At 60.5% G+C, this 20,010-nt stretch carries 17 protein-coding genes and 1 riboswitch; of the genes, 7 read left to right on the top strand and 10 right to left on the bottom strand.

The window, feature by feature from the left end:
* Positions 1–34: 34 nt before the first annotated feature.
* Positions 35–282: riboswitch (cobalamin riboswitch) on the bottom strand.
* A 96-nt stretch (positions 283–378) separates the two neighbouring features.
* From JBE38_RS01340 to JBE38_RS01320, 5 genes are all read right to left on the bottom strand, one after another.
* The gene (locus JBE38_RS01340; RefSeq protein ID WP_060756090.1) at positions 379–915 is read right to left on the bottom strand and encodes a C40 family peptidase; all 537 of its coding nucleotides are present in this window, start codon (positions 913–915) and stop codon (positions 379–381) included.
* A gap of 145 nt (positions 916–1,060) precedes the next feature.
* Positions 1,061–1,690 carry a C40 family peptidase gene (locus tag JBE38_RS01335; RefSeq protein ID WP_090369459.1) on the bottom strand — a complete coding sequence of 210 codons (630 nt, stop codon included), beginning with the start codon at positions 1,688–1,690 and terminating at the stop codon, positions 1,061–1,063.
* A 213-nt stretch (positions 1,691–1,903) separates the two neighbouring features.
* Entirely contained in the window at positions 1,904–2,608 is a 705-nt protein-coding gene (gene hda, locus JBE38_RS01330) for a DnaA regulatory inactivator Hda (protein WP_090369457.1), read from the bottom strand.
* A 205-nt stretch (positions 2,609–2,813) separates the two neighbouring features.
* Positions 2,814–3,887, bottom strand: a complete 1,074-nt coding sequence (locus JBE38_RS01325; protein ID WP_060756092.1) for an AI-2E family transporter — start codon at positions 3,885–3,887, stop codon at positions 2,814–2,816.
* Positions 3,888–3,942: 55 nt separating this feature from the next.
* On the bottom strand, positions 3,943–4,983 hold the full coding sequence (locus JBE38_RS01320) for a DUF2066 domain-containing protein (RefSeq protein ID WP_060756093.1): 1,041 nt from the start codon (positions 4,981–4,983) through the stop codon (positions 3,943–3,945).
* Between the two features lie 353 nt (positions 4,984–5,336).
* Here JBE38_RS01320 and purM point away from each other — a divergent pair, with 353 nt between their 5' ends.
* The 7 genes from purM (at position 5,337) to JBE38_RS01285 (ending at position 13,680) form a co-directional block, all read left to right on the top strand.
* Positions 5,337–6,395, top strand: a complete 1,059-nt coding sequence (purM, locus tag JBE38_RS01315; protein WP_060756094.1) for a phosphoribosylformylglycinamidine cyclo-ligase — start codon at positions 5,337–5,339, stop codon at positions 6,393–6,395.
* Positions 6,395–7,045: a phosphoribosylglycinamide formyltransferase gene (gene purN, locus JBE38_RS01310; protein WP_090369453.1), complete on the top strand. Its 651-nt coding sequence runs from the start codon at positions 6,395–6,397 to the stop codon at positions 7,043–7,045. Before purM ends, purN begins: the two co-directional genes overlap by 1 nt.
* A gap of 8 nt (positions 7,046–7,053) precedes the next feature.
* Positions 7,054–7,767, top strand: a complete 714-nt coding sequence (locus tag JBE38_RS01305) for a DUF3108 domain-containing protein (RefSeq protein WP_060756096.1) — start codon at positions 7,054–7,056, stop codon at positions 7,765–7,767.
* 264 nt (positions 7,768–8,031) lie between these two features.
* Positions 8,032–8,220 carry a hypothetical protein gene (locus tag JBE38_RS01300; protein WP_060756097.1) on the top strand — a complete coding sequence of 63 codons (189 nt, stop codon included), beginning with the start codon at positions 8,032–8,034 and terminating at the stop codon, positions 8,218–8,220.
* Between the two features lie 207 nt (positions 8,221–8,427).
* The gene (locus JBE38_RS01295) at positions 8,428–10,356 is read left to right on the top strand and encodes an IucA/IucC family protein (RefSeq protein ID WP_205343394.1); all 1,929 of its coding nucleotides are present in this window, start codon (positions 8,428–8,430) and stop codon (positions 10,354–10,356) included.
* Positions 10,346–11,557 carry an MFS transporter gene (locus JBE38_RS01290; protein ID WP_205343393.1) on the top strand — a complete coding sequence of 404 codons (1,212 nt, stop codon included), beginning with the start codon at positions 10,346–10,348 and terminating at the stop codon, positions 11,555–11,557. Before JBE38_RS01295 ends, JBE38_RS01290 begins: the two co-directional genes overlap by 11 nt.
* Before the next feature lie 11 nt (positions 11,558–11,568).
* Positions 11,569–13,680 carry a TonB-dependent receptor gene (locus tag JBE38_RS01285; protein WP_205343392.1) on the top strand — a complete coding sequence of 704 codons (2,112 nt, stop codon included), beginning with the start codon at positions 11,569–11,571 and terminating at the stop codon, positions 13,678–13,680.
* A 59-nt stretch (positions 13,681–13,739) separates the two neighbouring features.
* On the opposite strand, the gene JBE38_RS01280 is transcribed toward JBE38_RS01285, so the two are convergent.
* From JBE38_RS01280 to cysM, 5 genes are all read right to left on the bottom strand, one after another.
* Entirely contained in the window at positions 13,740–14,285 is a 546-nt protein-coding gene (locus JBE38_RS01280; RefSeq protein ID WP_060756101.1) for a DUF2058 domain-containing protein, read from the bottom strand.
* A 25-nt stretch (positions 14,286–14,310) separates the two neighbouring features.
* A complete protein-coding gene (gene mazG / locus JBE38_RS01275) occupies positions 14,311–15,144 on the bottom strand; it encodes a nucleoside triphosphate pyrophosphohydrolase (RefSeq protein WP_205343391.1) in 834 nt (277 codons plus the stop codon).
* Positions 15,145–15,280: 136 nt separating this feature from the next.
* The gene (gene relA / locus JBE38_RS01270; protein ID WP_205343390.1) at positions 15,281–17,524 is read right to left on the bottom strand and encodes a GTP diphosphokinase; all 2,244 of its coding nucleotides are present in this window, start codon (positions 17,522–17,524) and stop codon (positions 15,281–15,283) included.
* A gap of 124 nt (positions 17,525–17,648) precedes the next feature.
* On the bottom strand, positions 17,649–19,001 hold the full coding sequence (gene rlmD, locus JBE38_RS01265) for a 23S rRNA (uracil(1939)-C(5))-methyltransferase RlmD (protein WP_090369441.1): 1,353 nt from the start codon (positions 18,999–19,001) through the stop codon (positions 17,649–17,651).
* Positions 19,001–19,903 carry a cysteine synthase CysM gene (gene cysM, locus JBE38_RS01260; protein WP_060756105.1) on the bottom strand — a complete coding sequence of 301 codons (903 nt, stop codon included), beginning with the start codon at positions 19,901–19,903 and terminating at the stop codon, positions 19,001–19,003. The genes rlmD and cysM overlap by 1 nt, the downstream gene beginning before the upstream one ends.
* Between the last annotated feature and the right edge of the window lie 107 nt (positions 19,904–20,010).

Genomic DNA, 20,010 nt, shown 5'->3' with positions numbered 1-20,010 from the left:
GACCAAACAGACAGCCAAGCATCGCCCACCGTGATGCTGTTGGATGTTTCAGGCCGGTCTCCGGGCTCATGAGTGGCGCTCTACAAAAGAGCAAGCCGACGTTGCGCCTTCCCATATCGCGAGGCGATACAGTGGCAAAAGGCAGCGTCTTGACTCATTTACCGTTGCGGGGGCAGCGCCGGGATCGCGGCAGCACTGTGTACAAGTGCGCTCACTCACCGGCTTCCCTGTTTCACCCTGTCGACCCCTAGGTCACAGAGCACCTGGAACAAGCCGCGAAGGTTAGTGGGTTGGGGGTGGAGCGTCAATTAAAGCTGGCCGGACAAGCCAAAGCGGCAAGCGGGCATTGCACCCGCTTGTTGCAGCGTTAGGCGGTGTTTATGGATTACGAGCCAGGTTTGCCGGCAGCACGCGCTTGGCACTCAAGTAGGCATTCTGCCAATACGCTTTGGCCAACGTATCCAGCTTCACCGTACCGCCAGTCTGTGGGGCGTGTACAAAACGCCCCTCACCCACATAGATACCGGCATGGCTGACCTGCGAACCGCCACCCGTGGCGAAAAACAGCAGGTCACCGGTTTGCAGGTTTTCCTCACTGACATTCTGCGCACGCATCACGATCAATTCGCGGGTGGTACGCGGCAACGAGATGCCCGCCGCATCACGGTAGACGAAACCGATCAGGCCACTGCAATCAAACCCGGAATCCGGCGTGTTGCCGCCCCAACGATAAGGCGTGCCGACCAGGCCCAGCGCACGGAAGAGCACGTCTTCGGCAGCTGGCGAGAAACTCTGTGTGGAGTAATTGAACACCGGCTTGGGCTTGACGGCCACTGGAGCGGGTGGTGGGCGGCTTGCGCAGGCGCTGAGGAGCGCGGCACAAACAAGCAGAATGAGGCGGGCTGAGGTCGACATGGGCAGAACAATCCTGGTCTGGATGCGGCTTTTCGCTGCCGAACGCTGAAAACCAGAACGCGCAAGCAAAGCTTGCGCGAACGGATTCCAACAATATCCAGGGATTCTAGCGCTTACACATCAAACTTCAAGTATCACTTTAACTTTACTTGCTAGCGGTAACCGTAGTCGGGGCCATGGCGAGTGCGCGCTTGGCTTCGATGAAAGTTTTGCTCCAGTAGCTGTCACCCAGGCTGTCGACGCGAACACCACCGCTGCGACGGCTGCTGGAGTGAATAAACTGGTTATCGCCCAAGTAGATACCGGCGTGGCTGACACGACCACGACCCGCTGTGCTAAAGAAAAGCAGATCACCCGGCTTGAGGTTGTTGCGTGCGACCAACGGTGCATTCACGTTGATCATTTCGCGCGTCGAGCGTGGCAGGTTCATGCCGGCTTCTTCACGAAACAGATAGCCGATGAAGCCGCTGCAATCGAAACCGGCTTCAGAGGTACCGCCGAAACGGTAACGCGTACCGATCAGGGACATGCCGCGTTCAAGAATGCTGTCGGCCAGAACTGGGAGCTGGTAAGGCTTGTTGCCGGCGAAGTCGGCCAGTTCCTTTTCGGTTGCCACTTCTTCTTCATAGACAGTCGAAGACTGGGAAGCAACGAATTTTGCCTGGGACTGCTGTTGGGTTTTGTGCTGCTCAGCCACTTGTTGAGGGTGGGAGGCGCAACCAAACAACAGGGTAACAAGTGCGAGGGGCACGAGGGGTGCGAAGCGATTTAGCATGGGCACGACCGTGGCTGATGTGTAAAGAAGTCGAGACTATGCCTTCTATCACATCGATTTGCAAATTCAATCGTGCTCTATGTGACTTCTTGTTTTGACCATGACATCTAAGCCCTTAACACCCCATACCTGCCTTTTGCGCGGCCAAAGTGGCCAAGACGCAGGTTTTCTGGCGCCTGAAATATGCCGAAAGCACCGAAATGACTGGGCTGGCTACCAGCCAAGGGTTTCTTTGAGGAAGGGGATGGTCAGCTTGCGCTGGGCTTGCAAAGAGGCTTGATCGAGCTGTTCGAGCAAATCGAACAACGCGCTCATGCTGCGGGTGCCACGAGTGAGGATGAAGTGCCCGACTTCGTCGGTGAGGTGCAGGCCGCGACGGGATGCACGCAGCTGCAAGGCCCGCAGCTTGTCTTCGTCGGACAAGGGGCGCATCTGGAAAATCAGCGCAAGGGTCAGGCGTGATTTAAGGTCGGCCAACTTGACCGGCAACTCACGCGGCGATGTAGAGGCGGCAATCAACAAGCGCCGGCCACTGTCGCGCAAGCGGTTGAACAGGTGAAACAACGCCTCTTCCCAGTCCGCCTTGCCGGCGATCACTTGCAGATCATCCAGACACACCAGCTCGTACTGCTCAAGATGGTCGAAGATCCCGATACCACGGTCCATCAACTCAGCCAACGGCAGGTACACCGCCGGCTCCCCCATCTGCTCGAAACGCAGGCACGCGGCCTGCAACAGGTGAGTACGCCCCACGCCGTGCTTGCCCCACAGATAGATCAGGCTTTCAGTCCACCCGGCGTCGGCTTCGCAGAGCCGCTCGACATAGCCGAGTGCAGCGGCATTGGCGCCTGGGTAGTAGTTGATAAAGGTGGCGTCATCACGCAGACGCACCCCTAGGGGCAGCTGAATCGGTTTCATGCTGACTGAACGGCTCCAAACGAACCGTGAGTGGCCTCTGTGTAAAGTTTGCAAAGTTTATACCCGTGACGCCAGGCGCACAATGCAGCAGACAACAAGCAAAATCAAAGGTTTGCGTCAGCCTGGGGCTGTTTGCGCAAATTGTTTGACACCTTGCGGCCCAGAAACAACAAACCCGGCCGAGGCCGGGTTTGTCATGTAGAGGTTACAGCTCAGGATCTTCGACCCCCGTGTACACATCGGAATCCTTGTATAGATCGTGCACATGACGCACCAGCACCATGATCACCGCCGCCACCGGCAGCGCCAGCAAGATGCCAGTGAAGCCGAACAGCTCACCGCCCGCCAGGATCGCAAAGATCACCGCCACCGGATGCAGGCCGATCCGGTCGCCTACCAGCAATGGCGTCAACACCATGCCTTCCAACGCCTGACCCACCATGAACACCGCGACAATCCCCAGCATCGGGTACAAGTCACCGCCAAACTGGAACAGCCCTGCCACCAGCGCCGAACCAATCCCGATCACAAACCCCATGTACGGCACGATAGCCGCCAACCCGGCGATCAAACCGATCAACAGGCCGAGCTCCAGACCAATCGCCATCAAACCTGCCGCGTAGATGATTCCGAGCGCGAGCATCACCAACAACTGACCGCGCACGAACGCGCCAAGCACCTCATGGCACTCGTTCGCCAGGGACACAATGCGTTCCTCACGATCACGCGGCAGCAGGCTGCGGATCTTGGCCATCATGATGTCCCAGTCGCGCAGCAAGTAAAACGCCACCACCGGGATCAGCACCAGGTTGGTCAGCCAACCAATCAGAGCAAGGCTGGAGGCCGTGGCCTGGCTGAGCACCGCACCGACAATATCGGTGGTCTGCCCCATATGTTCACTGATTGCCGCCTTGACCTTGTCGAACTTCCAGAAGCCATCCGCCAGCCCCAACTTGGCCTGGGCCCACGGCATCGCCGTGTGCTGCAACCAGTCGAGCATTTGCGGCGCCAGTTCATACAAGCGAAACAACTGCTTGGCCAGCATCGGCACCAGCACCAGCACCAATGTGGTGATGATCAAGGTAAACAGGACAAACACCGTCACCACACCCCAGGTGCGTGACATGCCGACTTTCTCCAGGCGATCCACCACGGGATCGAACAGGTAAGCGAGCAGCAACGCGACCAGGAACGGCGTCAGGATCGAATGCAGCAGGAATACAAAAACGCATAGCAGGACAATCCCGCCAAGCCACACCCAACGACGCGTATCCGCCATACACCACTCCATCTGTCAGTGACTGCCTTCCTCTATATAGAAGAAGGACGATTATTTACCAATGAAAACGTAGTTGCGCCTGCGGCTCGGGAGTTGCGGGCGCCTGGGAGCCATCTGCCACCGGCTGCTGGGCCGGCGCCTGACCGGCAGGCACTTCCTGCAACTTGGCCAGGCTCAACTGAGTACGCAACTGATCGGCACTGCCATTGACTCGATACACAATACGGCTGCCATCCACGAGCAGCGGCTGGCCCCCAAAGGGCTCCAGAAGATGGCCCAGGGCTGCGTAGCGCTCCAGGTTCATGCCCTGCACTTCCAGCAACTGCTCGGTACTGACACCGGGCTTGACGGCAAACCGTGGCGCCAGCTTTTCGCTGACGGCCAACATGACGGCATCGGCGACCGCTCCGGTATCGGCCCCCTGGGCGGTGCCCTGCTCGCTTTTGTCACCCAGCCACAGGCGCCATTTGGCCTGCCACTGATTGCCATCCTGGCGGGCGTGCACCGCCAGCAATGCATCGGCACCGTAACGCTCGGAGGCTGCGCGCAGTGGCGTGGCATCCGCGCTTTCAAGATTGGGAGCGGTGGCGACCACCTGCTCATCCAGGTCGCCCAGCGGCAGACGCAACGGCAAGCCACGATGCTGCGCGGCCCGGCGCAGGGCCTGGGCAACGGCTTGACCATCGCCGACCAGGCTGCTGCCGTCCGTGGAATCGTTGAGCCACCAGCCGAGAATCGACGGTCGGTTGCTGCCCCAGATTGCCAGGCCCGCCTGTCGCAACGCGCGATCGGTGCTGACCGGGTCGAAATCCACCTGCAGGCTTTCCGGCGGGCCGGCGTCGTAGCCGTACTGGGTAATGATCTGCTGCGGGTCTTTGCGAATCGCCGCCAGGCCCGGGCCATCGGCGGCCTTGGCGTCGCCGGTCAGGCGGATCACCAGGGTCTGCACGGCGCGCTGGGTCGCCTGGTCGCGCTCTTGGGGCGACTGGCTGCTGACAGGTTCAAGTACTTGGTAGAGGCCATTGAGGGTTTCGGCATGACTCGCCAGGCTGACCAACGACAAACAGCCTGCAAAAAAGAATTTACACAAACGCATGGAAGATTCCCGAACGACAAAATTAACGGGTAGAACAGGCCGCCTGAACTCGGCTCGGCAAGGCTGTGACCACACCGACCGACAAAACATTCACAGGAGCCCGGCAAGTTTTCGTACTGTCATAACGATAGCGGGTTAAGGCTATACCTTAATACACACGACGAGAGCGGCGATTAGCATTTTTAACCGCGTTTTTTAACCTTTATAGCCCTGCCCGTCGGCGCGAGGATGGCCGCTGCCCCTCAAGCCTGATAAAATCGCGCGCCTTCGCAGACCGTCAATGGCTGGGCCTTTTACCAAAAGCCCCTGGCCGCTCGGTCGTTACCCCTGAATCCCCCCTAAAGGCCTGGATCATGAGCAAGCAACCCTCCCTGAGCTACAAGGACGCCGGTGTAGACATCGACGCCGGTGAAGCATTGGTCGAACGCATCAAGAGCGTCGCCAAGCGCACTGCGCGCCCTGAAGTCATGGGCGGCCTGGGCGGTTTTGGTGCCCTCTGCGAAATCCCGGCCGGCTACAAGCAGCCTGTGCTGGTCTCCGGCACCGACGGCGTGGGCACCAAGCTGCGCCTGGCACTGAACCTGAACAAGCACGACAGCATCGGCATCGACCTGGTTGCCATGTGCGTCAACGACCTGGTGGTCTGCGGTGCCGAGCCCCTGTTCTTCCTCGACTACTACGCCACCGGCAAGCTGAACGTGGACACCGCTGCGCAAGTGGTCACCGGTATCGGCGCCGGTTGCGAACTGTCGGGTTGCTCCCTGGTCGGCGGCGAAACCGCTGAAATGCCAGGCATGTACGAAGGCGAAGACTACGACCTGGCCGGCTTCTGCGTTGGCGTCGTGGAAAAAGCCGAGATCATCGACGGCTCCAAAGTCGCCGCCGGTGACGCCCTGCTGGCACTGCCATCGTCCGGCCCGCACTCCAACGGTTACTCGCTGATCCGCAAGATCATCGAAGTGTCCGGCGCCGACATCGAAAACACCCAGCTCGACGGCAAGCCATTGACCGATCTGCTGATGGCCCCGACGCGCATCTACGTCAAGCCACTGCTCAAACTGATCAAGGACACCGGCGCCGTCAAGGCCATGGCGCATATCACCGGCGGCGGCCTGCTGGACAACATTCCACGCGTTCTGCCAAAAGGCGCCCAGGCGATCGTCGACGTGGCCAGCTGGCAGCGTCCTGCGGTATTCGACTGGCTGCAAGAAAAAGGCAACGTCGACGAAACCGAGATGCACCGCGTGCTGAACTGCGGCGTCGGCATGGTCATCTGCGTGGCGCAGGACCAGGTTGAAACCGCGCTGAACGTACTGCGCGAAGCCGGCGAGCAGCCTTGGGTCATCGGCCAGATCGCAACCGCCCCGGAAGGCGCGGCTCAGGTTGAACTGAAGAACCTCAAGGCCCATTGATGTCTCAGACCTGTGATGTCGTGGTGCTGCTTTCCGGCACCGGCAGTAACTTGCAGGCCCTGATCGACAGCACGCGCACCGGCGACAGCCCGGTGCGCATCGCTGCGGTGATTTCCAACCGCAGCGACGCCTACGGCCTGCAACGCGCCAGGGACGCGGGCATTGAAACCCGAGACCTGGATCACAAGGCTTTCGACGGCCGCGAAGCCTTCGACAACGCCTTGATCGAACTCATCGACGCCTTCAACCCCAAACTCGTGGTCCTTGCCGGCTTCATGCGCATTCTCAGCGCTGGCTTCGTGCGCCACTATGAAGGGCGCCTGCTCAATATCCACCCTTCCCTGCTGCCCAAGTACAAAGGCATGCACACCCATCAGCGTGCGCTCGACGCCGGCGACACCGAGCATGGCTGCAGCGTGCACTTCGTTACCGAGGAACTCGATGGCGGACCTCTGGTCGTACAGGCAGTGGTTCCGGTAGAGTCGACAGACTCAGCGCAGACGCTTGCGCAACGGGTTCACGCCCAGGAACACAAGATTTACCCGCTGGCAGTTCGCTGGTTTGCCGAGGGTCGGTTGATTCTTGGTGCGCAGGGTGCATTATTGGACGGCCAGTTACTCGCGGCCAGCGGCCACTTGATTCGAACCTAGGAGATTTTATGCGTCGCGCCTTGCTCTTCGCTTTTGCGCTGTTTGCTTTGCCAGCCGTGCAAGCAGCAGATTTACACCCTTTCTCCGCCAGCTACACCGCCGACTGGAAACAGTTGCCCATGAGTGGTTCGGCTGAACGCAGCCTGACCCACAACAGCGATGGCACCTGGACCTTGAACTTCAAGGCGTCCATGATGATCGCCAGCCTCACCGAAACCAGCGTGATCAAGGTTGAGAAGGACGCTCTGCAACCCAAGAGCTACACCTTCGAACGCGGCGGCCTGGGCAAGGCGAAGAAGATCAACCTGGACTTCGACTACTCGACCAACAAAATCACCGGCTTCGAAAACAAAGACCCGGTCAACGTCACCCTCGAAAGCGGCATGCTCGACAAGTCGACCTATCAGTTGGCCTTGCAACGCGATGTGGCTGCCGGCAAAAAAAGCATGAGCTACCGCGTGGCTGAGGGCACCGACACCGACACCTACGACTTCCGCGTGATTGGCCCGGAAAAAGTCCAGACCAAGGCCGGCTCGATTGATGCAATCAAGGTTGAGCGCGTGCGCGATCCGTCGCAGACCAAACGCATCACCCAAATGTGGTTCGCCAAGGACTGGGGCGGCATCCTGGTTGCCCTGCGCCAGGTCGAAACCGACGGCAAGGAATACAACATCATGCTGTTGGACGGCACCGTTGACGGCAAGCCTGTCAAAGGCAACTGACCGAACGACACGACGAAGAGCCTCGCGAATGCGGGGCTTTTTTTCGCCTGTCGATTAGCCAATCGGCGGATGCCAACATGAAACTTCTGTCATAAAACTCCAGTCTCTGCGACGCAATGTCGCTATTTGCGCGGCCTGCAGGACTGTTGCAGTTTCTGCAATTAATTGTTGCGCGCAAAATCAGTTTACTTAGCAAGCTAACAAAACATATAACAAAGGCCTGCGACGACTTGCCGCAGATCAACCAGAGATTGGAGCAAGCAGATGACTGTAAAAGTAACTGAACGCGACGACGAACATATGTCCCACGAAGCGGTAGCTCACGGGATTCACATCTGGGATGTCCATCAGCAAGACGTATTGGTCGGTATGTTTCACAACGAGAGCGATGCCAACAATTATAAAAACGAGCTCGAAATTCTCGAAATGAAACGCCAGGCACAAAGCTCCTGAAACTCTGAAATTCGAGTAGGCCCCCAGCCCACGCAGCTGAGTCCCCTACCGCCCAAAAACCCCGCCCTCGAGCGGGGTTTTTCGTTTTGGTCATCGGCATCGCGCGTAAACGATTCAGTTGTATGCAGCAACAAATAGACAACTGGTAATGATTCTCGATAATATTCGCGCACTTTTCAGCCGCCTCATGACCAAAGGGAGTTCATCATGTCGAATGAATATGCCAGTACACCGGAGCAATCATTGCTTAAACGCTGGGGGGAAGCCCTGGCTACTCCGCAATTTCTGGCTCATCGTATAACTCTCGACACACTGATCAACACCCTCGTACCCGCAGCACAACGCAGCTTTCAACGCCTGATCCAGGCCCTGTTTCGTGAAGGGCTGCTGGACTCCAACGCACTCACCTATGACCCGCAAGGTCACTGCCGGCTACCACTGTCCGATCACGCCCATCTGCATTTCGAGCACTTGCGCCCAGGTCGCATGGCCAGTTGGGAGCTGCGTGGCCCAATCATGCTTTGCCAGGTCAACCTGGCGGAACAGAAGATCCAATTCCCCTCGCAGTTGCTGACGCTGCTTAACGACGCCCTCGAGACGCCTGCCGACCCGCAGGTTCTGAACCGCCTCAATACCGAGATCGACGACAGTTTCGTCAACGACACGCTGTGCCTGGCGTTTCACGAGCAATGGAGCTTCAAGCTGCACGCCGCGATGAGCCCGGCCCATCAGGACAACCTGCTGCGCTACCTCAAGGACGAACCCAGCGTTACCAACCCGACTTCCGTGCTTGAACAGTGGGGCACGCTGGGTCACCCCTGGCACCCCAACTACAAAACCAAACTGGGCCTGGGCACCGATCAAGTGATTGATTTCTCACCCGAGTTCGAAGCGCGTTTCCCGGTCATCCTCTGTGCGTTGCACCGCCAGTACGCCCACGTCGAAACGCTGGCGGGTACCGCGGATTACTGGCAGTGGTGGCAAACCCAGTTTCCCCACGCGGCGCAACAACTGGTGACCGAACTCACCGCCCAGGGCCTTGAAGCCAGCGACTATCTGCCGCTGCCCGCCCACCCTTGGCAAGCTCGCCAGGAGCTTCCCCAGTTATTCGCCAACGAGATAGGTGACCGTCTGCTGGTGCTGACCGATATCGTCGCGTTCACCGCACACCCCACCATGTCATTCCGGACGGTCTTGCCTGAAGGTCGGGCTGACGCCCCCATGGTCAAGCTCCCTGTTTCGCTGCGCCTGACCAGCGTACAGCGCACGGTGTCGCCGCGTTCGGCGCGCATGGGCCCGCGCATCAGCCAGTTGCTGCTGACGATCCTGGCACGCGAGCCCGCGATTCAAAAAGTGCTGAGCATCGTGCCCGAGCGGATCGGTGTGCATTTCAAGCCTCAACCAGCCAATGACGAACATTCCCGCCATCTAGCCGTGCTCTACCGTGACAACCCCCTGAGTCAGCTTCAACCGGGGGAGCTGGCCATTCCGGTAGGCAGCCTGTTTGCCATCGACCAACACGGGCAGCCACTGCTGAGGCAGTGGGTACGCCTGAGCAAAGGCCGGGACGATGCCGACGCCATGCTCGGGTTCTTTCGCGACTACGCCTCAATCGCCGTGCCAGCCCTGCTCGGCATGTACCTGCGATATGGCGTCGCATTCGAGGCCCACCAGCAGAACTCCTTCATGGTCATGGCTGCGGACGGGCAGTTGAGCCGCCTGCTGCTACGTGATTTCGGCGATATCCGCATCGACCGCCAGACCTTGCACGCCCAAGGCCTGGACATCGAGCTGCATGATCCCAAGATGACCCTGTACGACGATGCCGGCTTTGTACGCGACAAACTGTTGCATACCGTCTTCATGTGCCACTTGGGCGAACTGGTGCTGCTCAGTGCACGTTTATTCGATATGCCCCAGGCGCTGCTTTGGAACGAACTGGCGAGCCAGGTCAGCCAGTGCTTTGACCAATTGCGCGACGTCGTCGCCCCTCAACGCTGGGAAACCGAACGCAAAGCGCTGCTGGAGCAGGCATGGCCGGCCAAGTCCTTCATGCGCATGCGTTTGCTGGAGAGCCACGCGGATATCGTCGGTCGCCTGCCGAACCCGCTGAGTGCCGACACACATGCCCACTAACAGCACTGCGCTGCGGCTGCTGGTAGTGATCCAGCTGGTATCGATGGGGGCGATGGAAATGAGTGGCCCCTTCTGGCCCCTGCAGATTCAGAAGTTGCTCGGCGACGCCAATGCCCACTACACCGGACTGCTTTCGTCGCTGGTGTATGCCGGGCCGATGATGGCGGCGATGATCCTGACGCCCCTGTGGGGGCGCCTGGGTGACCGTACCGGCCACAAGCCCATGATCATTCGGGCCCTGCTCGCACTGGCGGCCTGCCAGGCGCTGGCCGCCATCACCTTCGATCCCTGGCTGTTGGTGGCCATCCGCGTGGCGCAGGGCGCGCTGGCCGGCTTTATCGCGGCGGCTCAAGCCTACGCATTGGCCTGCTGTGGCGACAGCGGGCGCGGTCACATCATGGCGCGCCTGCAGTCGGCGACCGCCGTGGGTTCATTGGCCGGTCCTGTATTGGGCGGCTGGCTGATGGATGTCTCGGGGTTCGCCCTGCTCTGCTACAGCGCCACGGCCGTCTGCCTGTCGTGTGCGGTGGTCAGCCTGTTCTTGCCCGGCGATACCCGGCGCGTGCGGTCGAAACACAAGTCCACGCCCACCGCCCTGCCCAAAGGCTGGCTTGGGGCGATGCTGGGGATCATCGTGCTGATCCAGGCCGCCAAGATGATGCCCCAGCCGTTTTATGCCTTGTACGTCGCCGATGTTTTGCACGCACCGGCCTGGTTGATTGGTGCCAGCTATGCCGCCAGCGCATTGACCCTGGCGCTGTCGGCGCCCCTGTGGGGCCGCCTGTTTGACCGGCACCCACCGGCATACACGCTGCGCATCATCGAATGGGTCACATGGGCCTGTGCCTTGACCCTGGCGTGCACCGCAATCGCCAGCGAATGGTTCGGCTTCCTCGCCAGCCGGTTGCTCTGGGGCCTGTGGCAAGGCGCGCTGTTGCCGGTTGCCTACACATTGATCGCCAACACCGTCGCGCCCGCGCAACAAGGTTTTGCCCTGGGCCTGGGTAACAGTGCCGCCAAGGCGGGTGCCCTGTGCGGCGCCTTGCTGGGCGGCGTCGGCATGGGAATGGTCGGCCTGGCCTACAGCTTCTGGCTGGTCGCGCTCACCTACGCGCTGGCCGCCCTGGGTATCCGCGCCATCCGCTCGTACACCCGCACACCCGTGATATCCGTTTTTTCTGTCAATACTTCTAATAATTGAAAGGCATGGTAATGAAAAAATCGCAATGGGCAGCACTGTTGCCTCTGATCGGCTCCATCAGTACACCCGCTTGGGCCGACTCATCCGAAGCTGAGCCCACTAACCTGCAATTACAGGCCACCGTCGTCTCGGCTACGCGCAGTGAAACCAGCATTGCCGCGATCCCAGGCTCGGTGCAGGTGATCGATGAAGCCCAGATCCGCCAGCAAGCGGGCGCAGGGCGACGGGTTGCGGATATCCTCGGGCAATTGGTACCCGGCATTTCGCCGTCCAGCGGCGGCATGAGCAACTTCGGCCAGACCCTGCGCGGGCGTAACACGCTGATCTTGATCGACGGCGTATCCCAGAACGCGACGCGCGACAACTTCCGCCAACTCAACAGCGTGGCACCGGAAAGCATCGAGCGCATCGAAGTGATCTCCGGCGCGAGCAGCGTCTACGGGGCCGGAGCTTCGGGCGGCATCATCAACATCATCACCAAGCGCAACCAAGGTGAAGACCTCGCGTTCAGCAGCAAGATCGGCATGACCGCCGGCAACAATCTAAGCCACAAGGGGTTCGCCTACGAGGCCTTCCAAAGTGCCACGGGGCGCAAGGGCCCGGTGGATTGGTACGTGTCGGCCAACGGCGTACAACGCAACGACCAGTTCGATGGCAACGGCAAGCGCATCCCCCAGGACACGTCCCAGGGCAGCAACATGGACACCGATACCTACGACCTTCAAGGCCGCTTCGGCTACGAGCTGGATGACGACAAGAAGATCAACCTGTCGCTGCAAGACTATAAAGATGAACAGGACACCCGTTACACCAAGGACCCACGCAACACCAACACCGCCGTTGCCGTAAAGGGCCTGGACCTGGACGACCAACCGTTCACCCACAACCAAGCGGTCAACCTCAATTACACCGACAGGGATTTCTACGGCCAGGGCCTGCAAGTCGAAAGTTACTGGCGCCGTGCCGACGCGCTGTTCTTCCCGGACCTGTCGCGGGGCCGCGCCGGTGTTTCCGATAACAACAGCGTGCAGGACGTCTACGGCCTGCGTGCAGCCATCGACACGCAGATGCCCGACATCGGCCCGGCGACCGGCAACCTGGTCTGGGGCGCCGACTATGACCACGAAACCTCACGCCAGCGTGGCGATCAATACCGGGTCAATGGCCTGACCTACACCAAGACCGGCACCACATTCGAACTGGGGCCGGACATCACAACCACCACCAAGGCGATTTTTGGTCAGCTGTCCTACGACATCGACGACTGGACCCTGCGTGGCGGCGTGCGGCGCGAGTGGATCGAAAGCAACGTTGCCGACAGCATCGCCTACGGAGAAATCGTTCAGACCGGCAACCGGGCAACCCTGCCGGGCGGCACCCTGAAATACGACGACACCCTCTACAACCTCGGTGCGGTGTACCACCTGAGCGAAAACCAGGATGTGTTCGTCAACTTCAGCCAGGGCTTTTCCCTGCCGGATATCCAGCGTTTCCTGCGGGACGTCAACAGCCAGTACGACATCCAGAAACTCAATGCCCAAGCGCTCAAGGTCGACAGCTATGAGCTGGGCTGGCGTGGCAACTGGGACAAGTGGCTGGCCAACGTCACGGCGTACGAAAACACCTCGGACGTCACCCAGTTCTATGATGCCAATGACCGCGTATTGCGCCTGATCAACCAGAAAGAACGTGTACGCGGTATCGAAACCAGCCTGACCTACAACGTCACTGATCAGTGGTCCGTCGGCGGCACGTACGCCTATGCAAAAGGCGAGACCCAGCAGAACGGTAAATGGATCGACCTGCCTGCCACGCGTATCTCCCCGGCCAAGACCACCGCCTTTGTCGGCTATAACCACGACGATTACAGCCTGCGCCTGCAAGCCATGCGCCTGGACGACTATGATGCCGCGTTCAAGGACAACAACGGTCGCGATATCCAGGGTTACACCCTGGTCGACCTGCTGGGTTCGGTCAGGCTGCCGGTGGGTCGCCTGGAAGGGGCCATCTATAACCTCAGCAACCGCAATTACCAGAACATGTTCGCCCAGGCCAACGCGCGTGCGCCGTACCCGAATGCCGAGGGTCGTACCTTCAGCGTGAGTTACGCCGTGGATTGGTAATACGCTTGGCTGAAAGCACAAACCCCGCCTTTTGAGCGGGGTTTGTGGTTTCTACAGCCTTACCACATCAGATCATCCGGGATCTGGTAGGCGGCGTACGGGTCATCCTCATCCGGCACCTGGCTTTCAGTCAGGATGTTGAGCTGCACGATACGCTCCGGTGCACGCTCCTGGATCTTCAGCGCCGCTTCACGCGGGATCACCTCATAACCGCCGCCGTGGTGGACGATCGCCAGGGAACCATTGCTCAGCTTGTTGCGCATCAAGGTGTTGACCGACAGGCGCTTGACCTTCTTGTCATCCACGAAGTTGTAGTAATCCTCGGTGGTCAGCTTCGGCAGGCGCGACGTCTCGATCAACTGCTTGACCTGCGCGGTGCGGGCCTTGGCCTCGGCTTTTTCCTGCTGCTGGCGGTTCAATTCCTGGTCGCGCTTGACCTTCTCGGCTTTCGCCTCGGCAGCCAGGCGGGCCTGGGTGTCATCGGCCTCGGCCTGGCCTTTGTGGACCAGGCGCTGCTGCTTCTGTTTCTCTTTGCCGACCTGCTTGGCCTGCTTTTGGTTGACCAGACCTGCTTTGAGCAACTGGTCGCGAAGGGAAAGGCTCATGGTGCTTACTCACTTAGGCAACTGCTCAACCGCAGTTGGACACGTTCTTTTCCTGACGTTTGGCTTCGCCCCACAGGGCGTCCAACTCTTCGAGGGTGCAATCTTCTATGGGACGCTGGGTATCGCGCAATGCCTGTTCGATAAATCGGAAACGTCGTTCAAACTTGGCATTGGCGCTGCGCAGCGCGGTTTCCGGGTCAACCTTGAGATGCCGGGCGAGGTTGACCGCTGCAAACAGCAGGTCACCGACTTCATCCGCAATGGCAGCCGGGTCGTTATCGGCCATGGCTTCGAGCACTTCAGCCAGCTCTTCGCGCACGTTATCCACCACCGGCAAAGCGGCGGGCCAGTCGAAGCCGACCTGGCTGGCGCGCTTTTGCAATTTGGCGGCACGGGACAACGAAGGCAGTGCCGTGGGCACATCGTCCAGCAGGGAAAGCTGCAGCGGTGTATCGGACTTTTCTGCGCGCTCCTCGGCCTTGATCTGCTCCCAACGCTCCTTGACCTGCTCTTCGCTCAACCGCGGAACATCCAGCGGCGCATACAGATCGCCCGTCGGGAACACATGAGGATGGCGACGAATCAATTTGCGCGTGATGCCGTCGATCACGCCGGCAAATTCGAAACGCCCCTCCTCCCGTGCCAACTGGCTGTAATACACCACCTGGAACAACAGGTCGCCCAGCTCACCTTGCAGATGGTCGAAGTCGCCGCGCTCGATGGCGTCGGCGACTTCATAAGCCTCCTCCAGGGTGTGCGGGACGATGGTCGCGTAGGTTTGCCTGATGTCCCACGGGCACCCGTATTGCGGGTCCCGCAGGCGGTTCATCAGGTACAGCAGGTCGTCGAGTGAATACATTGATCTCTATCCGCTGAAGATCAAATGTGGGAGGGGGCTTGCCCCCGATAGCGGTGGGTCAGCCAACATAGATGCCGACTGACCTGTCCTCATCGGGGGCAAGCCCCCTCCCACATTTCAGATGGTGCTGATCCATTCATGGTGTGCGGTTGCGCCGGGTCTCGATGATGTTCGGCAACTGGGAAATACGCCCCAACAACCGCCCCAGCGCATCCAGGCCCGGGATCTCGATCGTCAGGGACATCAACGCAGTGTTGTCCTCCTTGTTCGAACGGGTGTTGACCGCCAACACGTTGATCCGCTCGTTGAGCAGCACCTGGGATACGTCACGCAGCAGGCCGGAACGGTCGTACGCACGAATCACGATGTCCACCGGATAGGTGAGCACCGGTACCGGCCCCCAACTGACCTGGATGATCCGTTCAGGCTCGCGCCCGCCCAATTGCAGCACCGAGGCGCAGTCCTGACGGTGAATGCTGACACCACGGCCCTGGGTGATGTAGCCGACGATGGCGTCCCCCGGCAACGGCTGGCAGCAGCCGGCCATTTGCGTCATCAGGTTGCCCACGCCCTGGATCTGGATATCGCCACGCTTGCCGGGCTTGTAGCCGGCGGCTTTGCGTGGAATGAGTTCCAGCTGTTCGCTGCCGCGTTCCGGCTCGACCAGCTGCTGGGCCAGGTTGACCAGTTGCGCCAGGCGCAGGTCGCCAGCCCCCAGGGCGGCGAACATGTCTTCGGCAATCTTCATGTTGGCCTTTTCGGCCAGCTTGTCGAAGTCCACCTGCGGCAAGCCCAGGCGCGCCAGCTCGCGTTCAAGCAAGGTTTTACCGGCCGCGACGTTCTGGTCGCGCGCCTGCAATTTGAACCAGTGCACGATCTTCGCCCGCGCCCGCGACGTGGTGATGTAGCCCAGGTTCGGGTTCAGCCAGTCGCGGCTCGGCGTACCGTGCTTGCTGGTGATGATCTCGACCTGTTCACCGGTCTGCAGGGTGTAGTTGAGCGGCACGATCCGCCCGTTGATCTTGGCGCCGCGGCAGTTGTGGCCGATTTCAGTGTGTACGCGGTAGGCGAAGTCCAACGGCGTGGCGCCCTTGGGCAAGTCGATGGCATGGCCGTCGGGGGTGAAGATATAGACCCGGTCCGGTTCGATATCCACGCGCAGCTGTTCGGCCAGGCCGCCGATGTCGCCCAGTTCTTCGTGCCACTCCAGCACTTGGCGCAGCCAGGAGATCTTCTCTTCGTACTGGTTGGACCCGGCCTTGACGTCGGTGCCCTTGTAGCGCCAGTGCGCGCACACGCCCAGCTCCGCCTCTTCGTGCATGGCGTGGGTGCGGATCTGCACTTCCAGCACCTTGCCCTCGGGGCCGATCACCGCGGTGTGCAGCGAGCGATAGCCGTTTTCCTTGGGGTTGGCGATGTAGTCGTCGAACTCCTTGGGAATGTGCCGCCACAAGGTGTGGACAATGCCCAGCGCGGTGTAGCAGTCGCGCATTTCCGGCACCAGCACGCGCACGGCGCGCACATCGTAGATCTGGCTGAAGGCCAGGCCCTTGCGTTGCATTTTGCGCCAGATCGAATAGATGTGCTTGGCGCGGCCACTGATATCGGCTTCGACGCCGGTGGCCTGCAACTCCGAACGCAGCTGGTTCATCACGTCGGAGATAAAGCGCTCGCGGTCGAGCCGCCGCTCATGCAGCAGCGTGGCGATCTGCTTGTATTGTTCGGGTTCGAGGTAGCGGAAGGACAAGTCCTCCAGCTCCCACTTGATATGGCCGATACCCAGGCGATGCGCCAGCGGCGCATAGATATCAAAGACTTCACGCGCAACGCGGTTGCGCTTTTCATCATCGGCCGTCTTCACCGCCCGGATCGCGCAGGTACGCTCGGCCAGCTTGATCAGGGCAACGCGCACGTCGTCGACCATCGCCACCAGCATCTTGCGCAGGTTTTCCACCTGGCCCTGGGTGCCCATCACCATCGATTGGCGCGGGCTGAGGCTGGCACTGATGGCGGCCATGCGGGCCACGCCGTCGATGAGCTTGGCGACCAAGGCGCCAAAGCGCTGGCTGACGGTGGCCAGTTGGATATGCCCTTCACGCACGCCGCGATAGAGCACGGCGGCGATCAGCGAATCCTGGTCGAGCTTGAGATCGGCGAGGATCTCGGCGATCTCAAGCCCGGTACGAAAGCTCGAAGTGCCCTCGGCCCACAGGTTCTTGGCCGCATTGTTTTGCTGCTCGGACTCACGAGCGAACTCGCAAGCGGCCTTCAAGGCTTCACGGTCCAGTGCCGGGTCGACACTGACGGCATGATCCAGCCATGCCTCGAGATTGATACTGCCGTCGGTGTTGATCGGCTGGTGTGCTCTCACCTGTACCATCTTGCTTACCTTCCCTACGACGCACCTTCGATGCGTCAAAAATCATCGCCGACCTTGTACTGCACTCTCCCCGGCAGGTCACAGGCCCTGGAGACTACAAGGCCGGTCGGATTAAACGGGCATCCTAGCCCGCTTCAAATAACGCCATGGCCTCGACATGCGCGGTTTGCGGAAACATGTCGAGGATCCCGGCACGCTTTAGCCGGTAGCCTTGCTTGACCAACTCAACGGTGTCCCGCGCCAGCGTGGCCGGGTTGCAGGACACATACACCAGACGCCTGGCCTTGAAGGTCGCAAGCTTGCGCACAACTTCCAGGGCACCGTCACGGGGTGGGTCCAAGAGTACCGCAGAAAAGCCTTGTTTGGCCCATTCTGTGTCAGTCAAAGGCTGGGACAAATCGGCCTGAAAAAACTGTGCGTTATGCAAATTATTGCTGACGGCATTGGCGGCCGCCCGGTCCACCATGGCCTGCACACCTTCCACCGCCACCACTTCACGCACCTGACGCGCCAGTGGCAGGGCGAAGTTGCCAAGCCCGCAAAACAAGTCCAGCACCCGCTCGTCGGGTTGTGGCGCCAGCCATTCCAGGGCCTGGGCGACCATCGCCGCGTTGACGGCGGCGTTGACCTGGACGAAATCGCCAGGCCGGTAAGCCAGCTCCAGATCCCACTGCTCCAATCGAAACCCCAAGACGGCATCGGCTTCGACCGGCTCCGGCTGTCCTTCGCCATGCAGCCACAGTTGGGCTTCATGGAAGGCACAAAATTCTTTCAAGAGCTGCAGGTCCGCTTCCGACAACGGGGCCATATGCCGTAGCAACACGGCGATGGAGGTACCACTGAACAGCTCGACATGCCCCAGGGCCTGCGGTTTGCTCAGCCGGCGCAACAGGTTCGGCAAGCGCTGCATGATCGGCTGCAAGGCCTGTACCAGCACCGGGCAATCATCGATGGCGACGATGTCCTGGCTGGCCACGGCACGAAAACCCACTTCAAGTTTTTTCGCCTTGGCATCCCAGCGCACGGCCACGCGGGCGCGGCGACGGTAGCCAAATTCCGGGCCGCTCAAGGGCGCCGCCCATTCCTGCGGCTCAACACCGGCCACACGCGACAATTGCTCGGCGAGCATGCGCTGTTTCAGGGCAAGTTGTTCGGCATGGGGCAAGTGCTGCACGCTGCAGCCACCACAACGCCCCACGTGGGCACAGGGTGCCGGGCGCCGCAGTTCGCTGGCGGTGAATACGCGCTCGGTGCGCGCCTCGACGATCTTGCCATGAGCGCCCAACACCCGCGCTTCCACGTCCTCACCGGCCAGGGCGCCATTGACGAACCAGGTACGGCCTTCAAAGTACACAATGCCACGGCCGTCATTGGCCAGGCGCTCGATGGTCAGGCGTTGTTTCTTGCCCACCGGAATCTGCGGGGCCCGACTACCGCCCGTCGGTTGGAAGCGCAGGCCTCTTTCGTGCTTGGCCATCAGTTGGGTTCGTCGAAAATGCCGGTCGACAGGTAACGGTCGCCTCGGTCACAGATGATCGCGACGATCACCGCGTTTTCCACTTCCCTGGACAAGCGCAGCATGCCCGCCACCGCGCCACCGGAGGACACGCCGCAGAAGATGCCTTCTTCACGGGCCAGACGGCGGGTGGTGTCTTCGGCTTCACGCTGGGCCATGTCGATGATGCGGTCTACGCGCGTCGCGCTGTAGATCTTCGGCAAGTACTCTTCGGGCCAACGGCGGATACCCGGGATCGACGCGCCCTCCATCGGTTGCAGGCCGACGATCTGGATCGCCGGGTTCTGCTCCTTGAGATAACGCGAGTTGCCCATGATGGTGCCGGTGGTGCCCATGGAGCTGACGAAATGAGTGATGGTGCCCTGGGTCTGGCGCCAGATTTCCGGGCCGGTGCTGGTGTAGTGCGCCTCAGGGTTATCGCCATTGGCGAACTGGTCCAGTACCAGGCCACGACCTTCGGCGGCCATGCGCTCGGCGAGGTCACGCGCGCCTTCCATGCCTTCTTCCTGGGTGACCAGGATCAACTGGGCGCCATAGGCGGTCATCGCCGCCTTGCGTTCGGCGCTGCCGTTGTCGGGCATGATCAGGATCATCTTGTAGCCCTTGATCGCGGCAGCCATGGCCAGGGCGATCCCGGTGTTGCCGGAGGTGGCTTCGATCAGGGTGTCGCCAGGCTTGATCTGCCCGCGCAACTCGGCGCGGGTGATCATCGACAGCGCCGGGCGGTCTTTGACCGAGCCGGCCGGGTTGTTCCCTTCGAGCTTGAGCAACAGGGTATTGCTGGTTTCACCCGCCATGCGTTGCAAGCGGACCAGGGGCGTGTTGCCGACGCAATCGGCGATTGTTGGGTACTGCAAGGTCATGGCGTATTCGCAATCCAGACTGCGGGGGCGAACATCATACCGGGAAAGGTCGGCGGGCCATATCACGCAAAGTGTGGTGTTTATTACTTATTGGAATATGTGGATTA

Source organism: Pseudomonas sp. ICBG1301, from assembly GCF_016918385.1.
Taxonomy (GTDB): domain Bacteria; phylum Pseudomonadota; class Gammaproteobacteria; order Pseudomonadales; family Pseudomonadaceae; genus Aquipseudomonas; species Aquipseudomonas palleroniana.
This window is presented reverse-complemented; position numbering and strand designations above follow the sequence as displayed.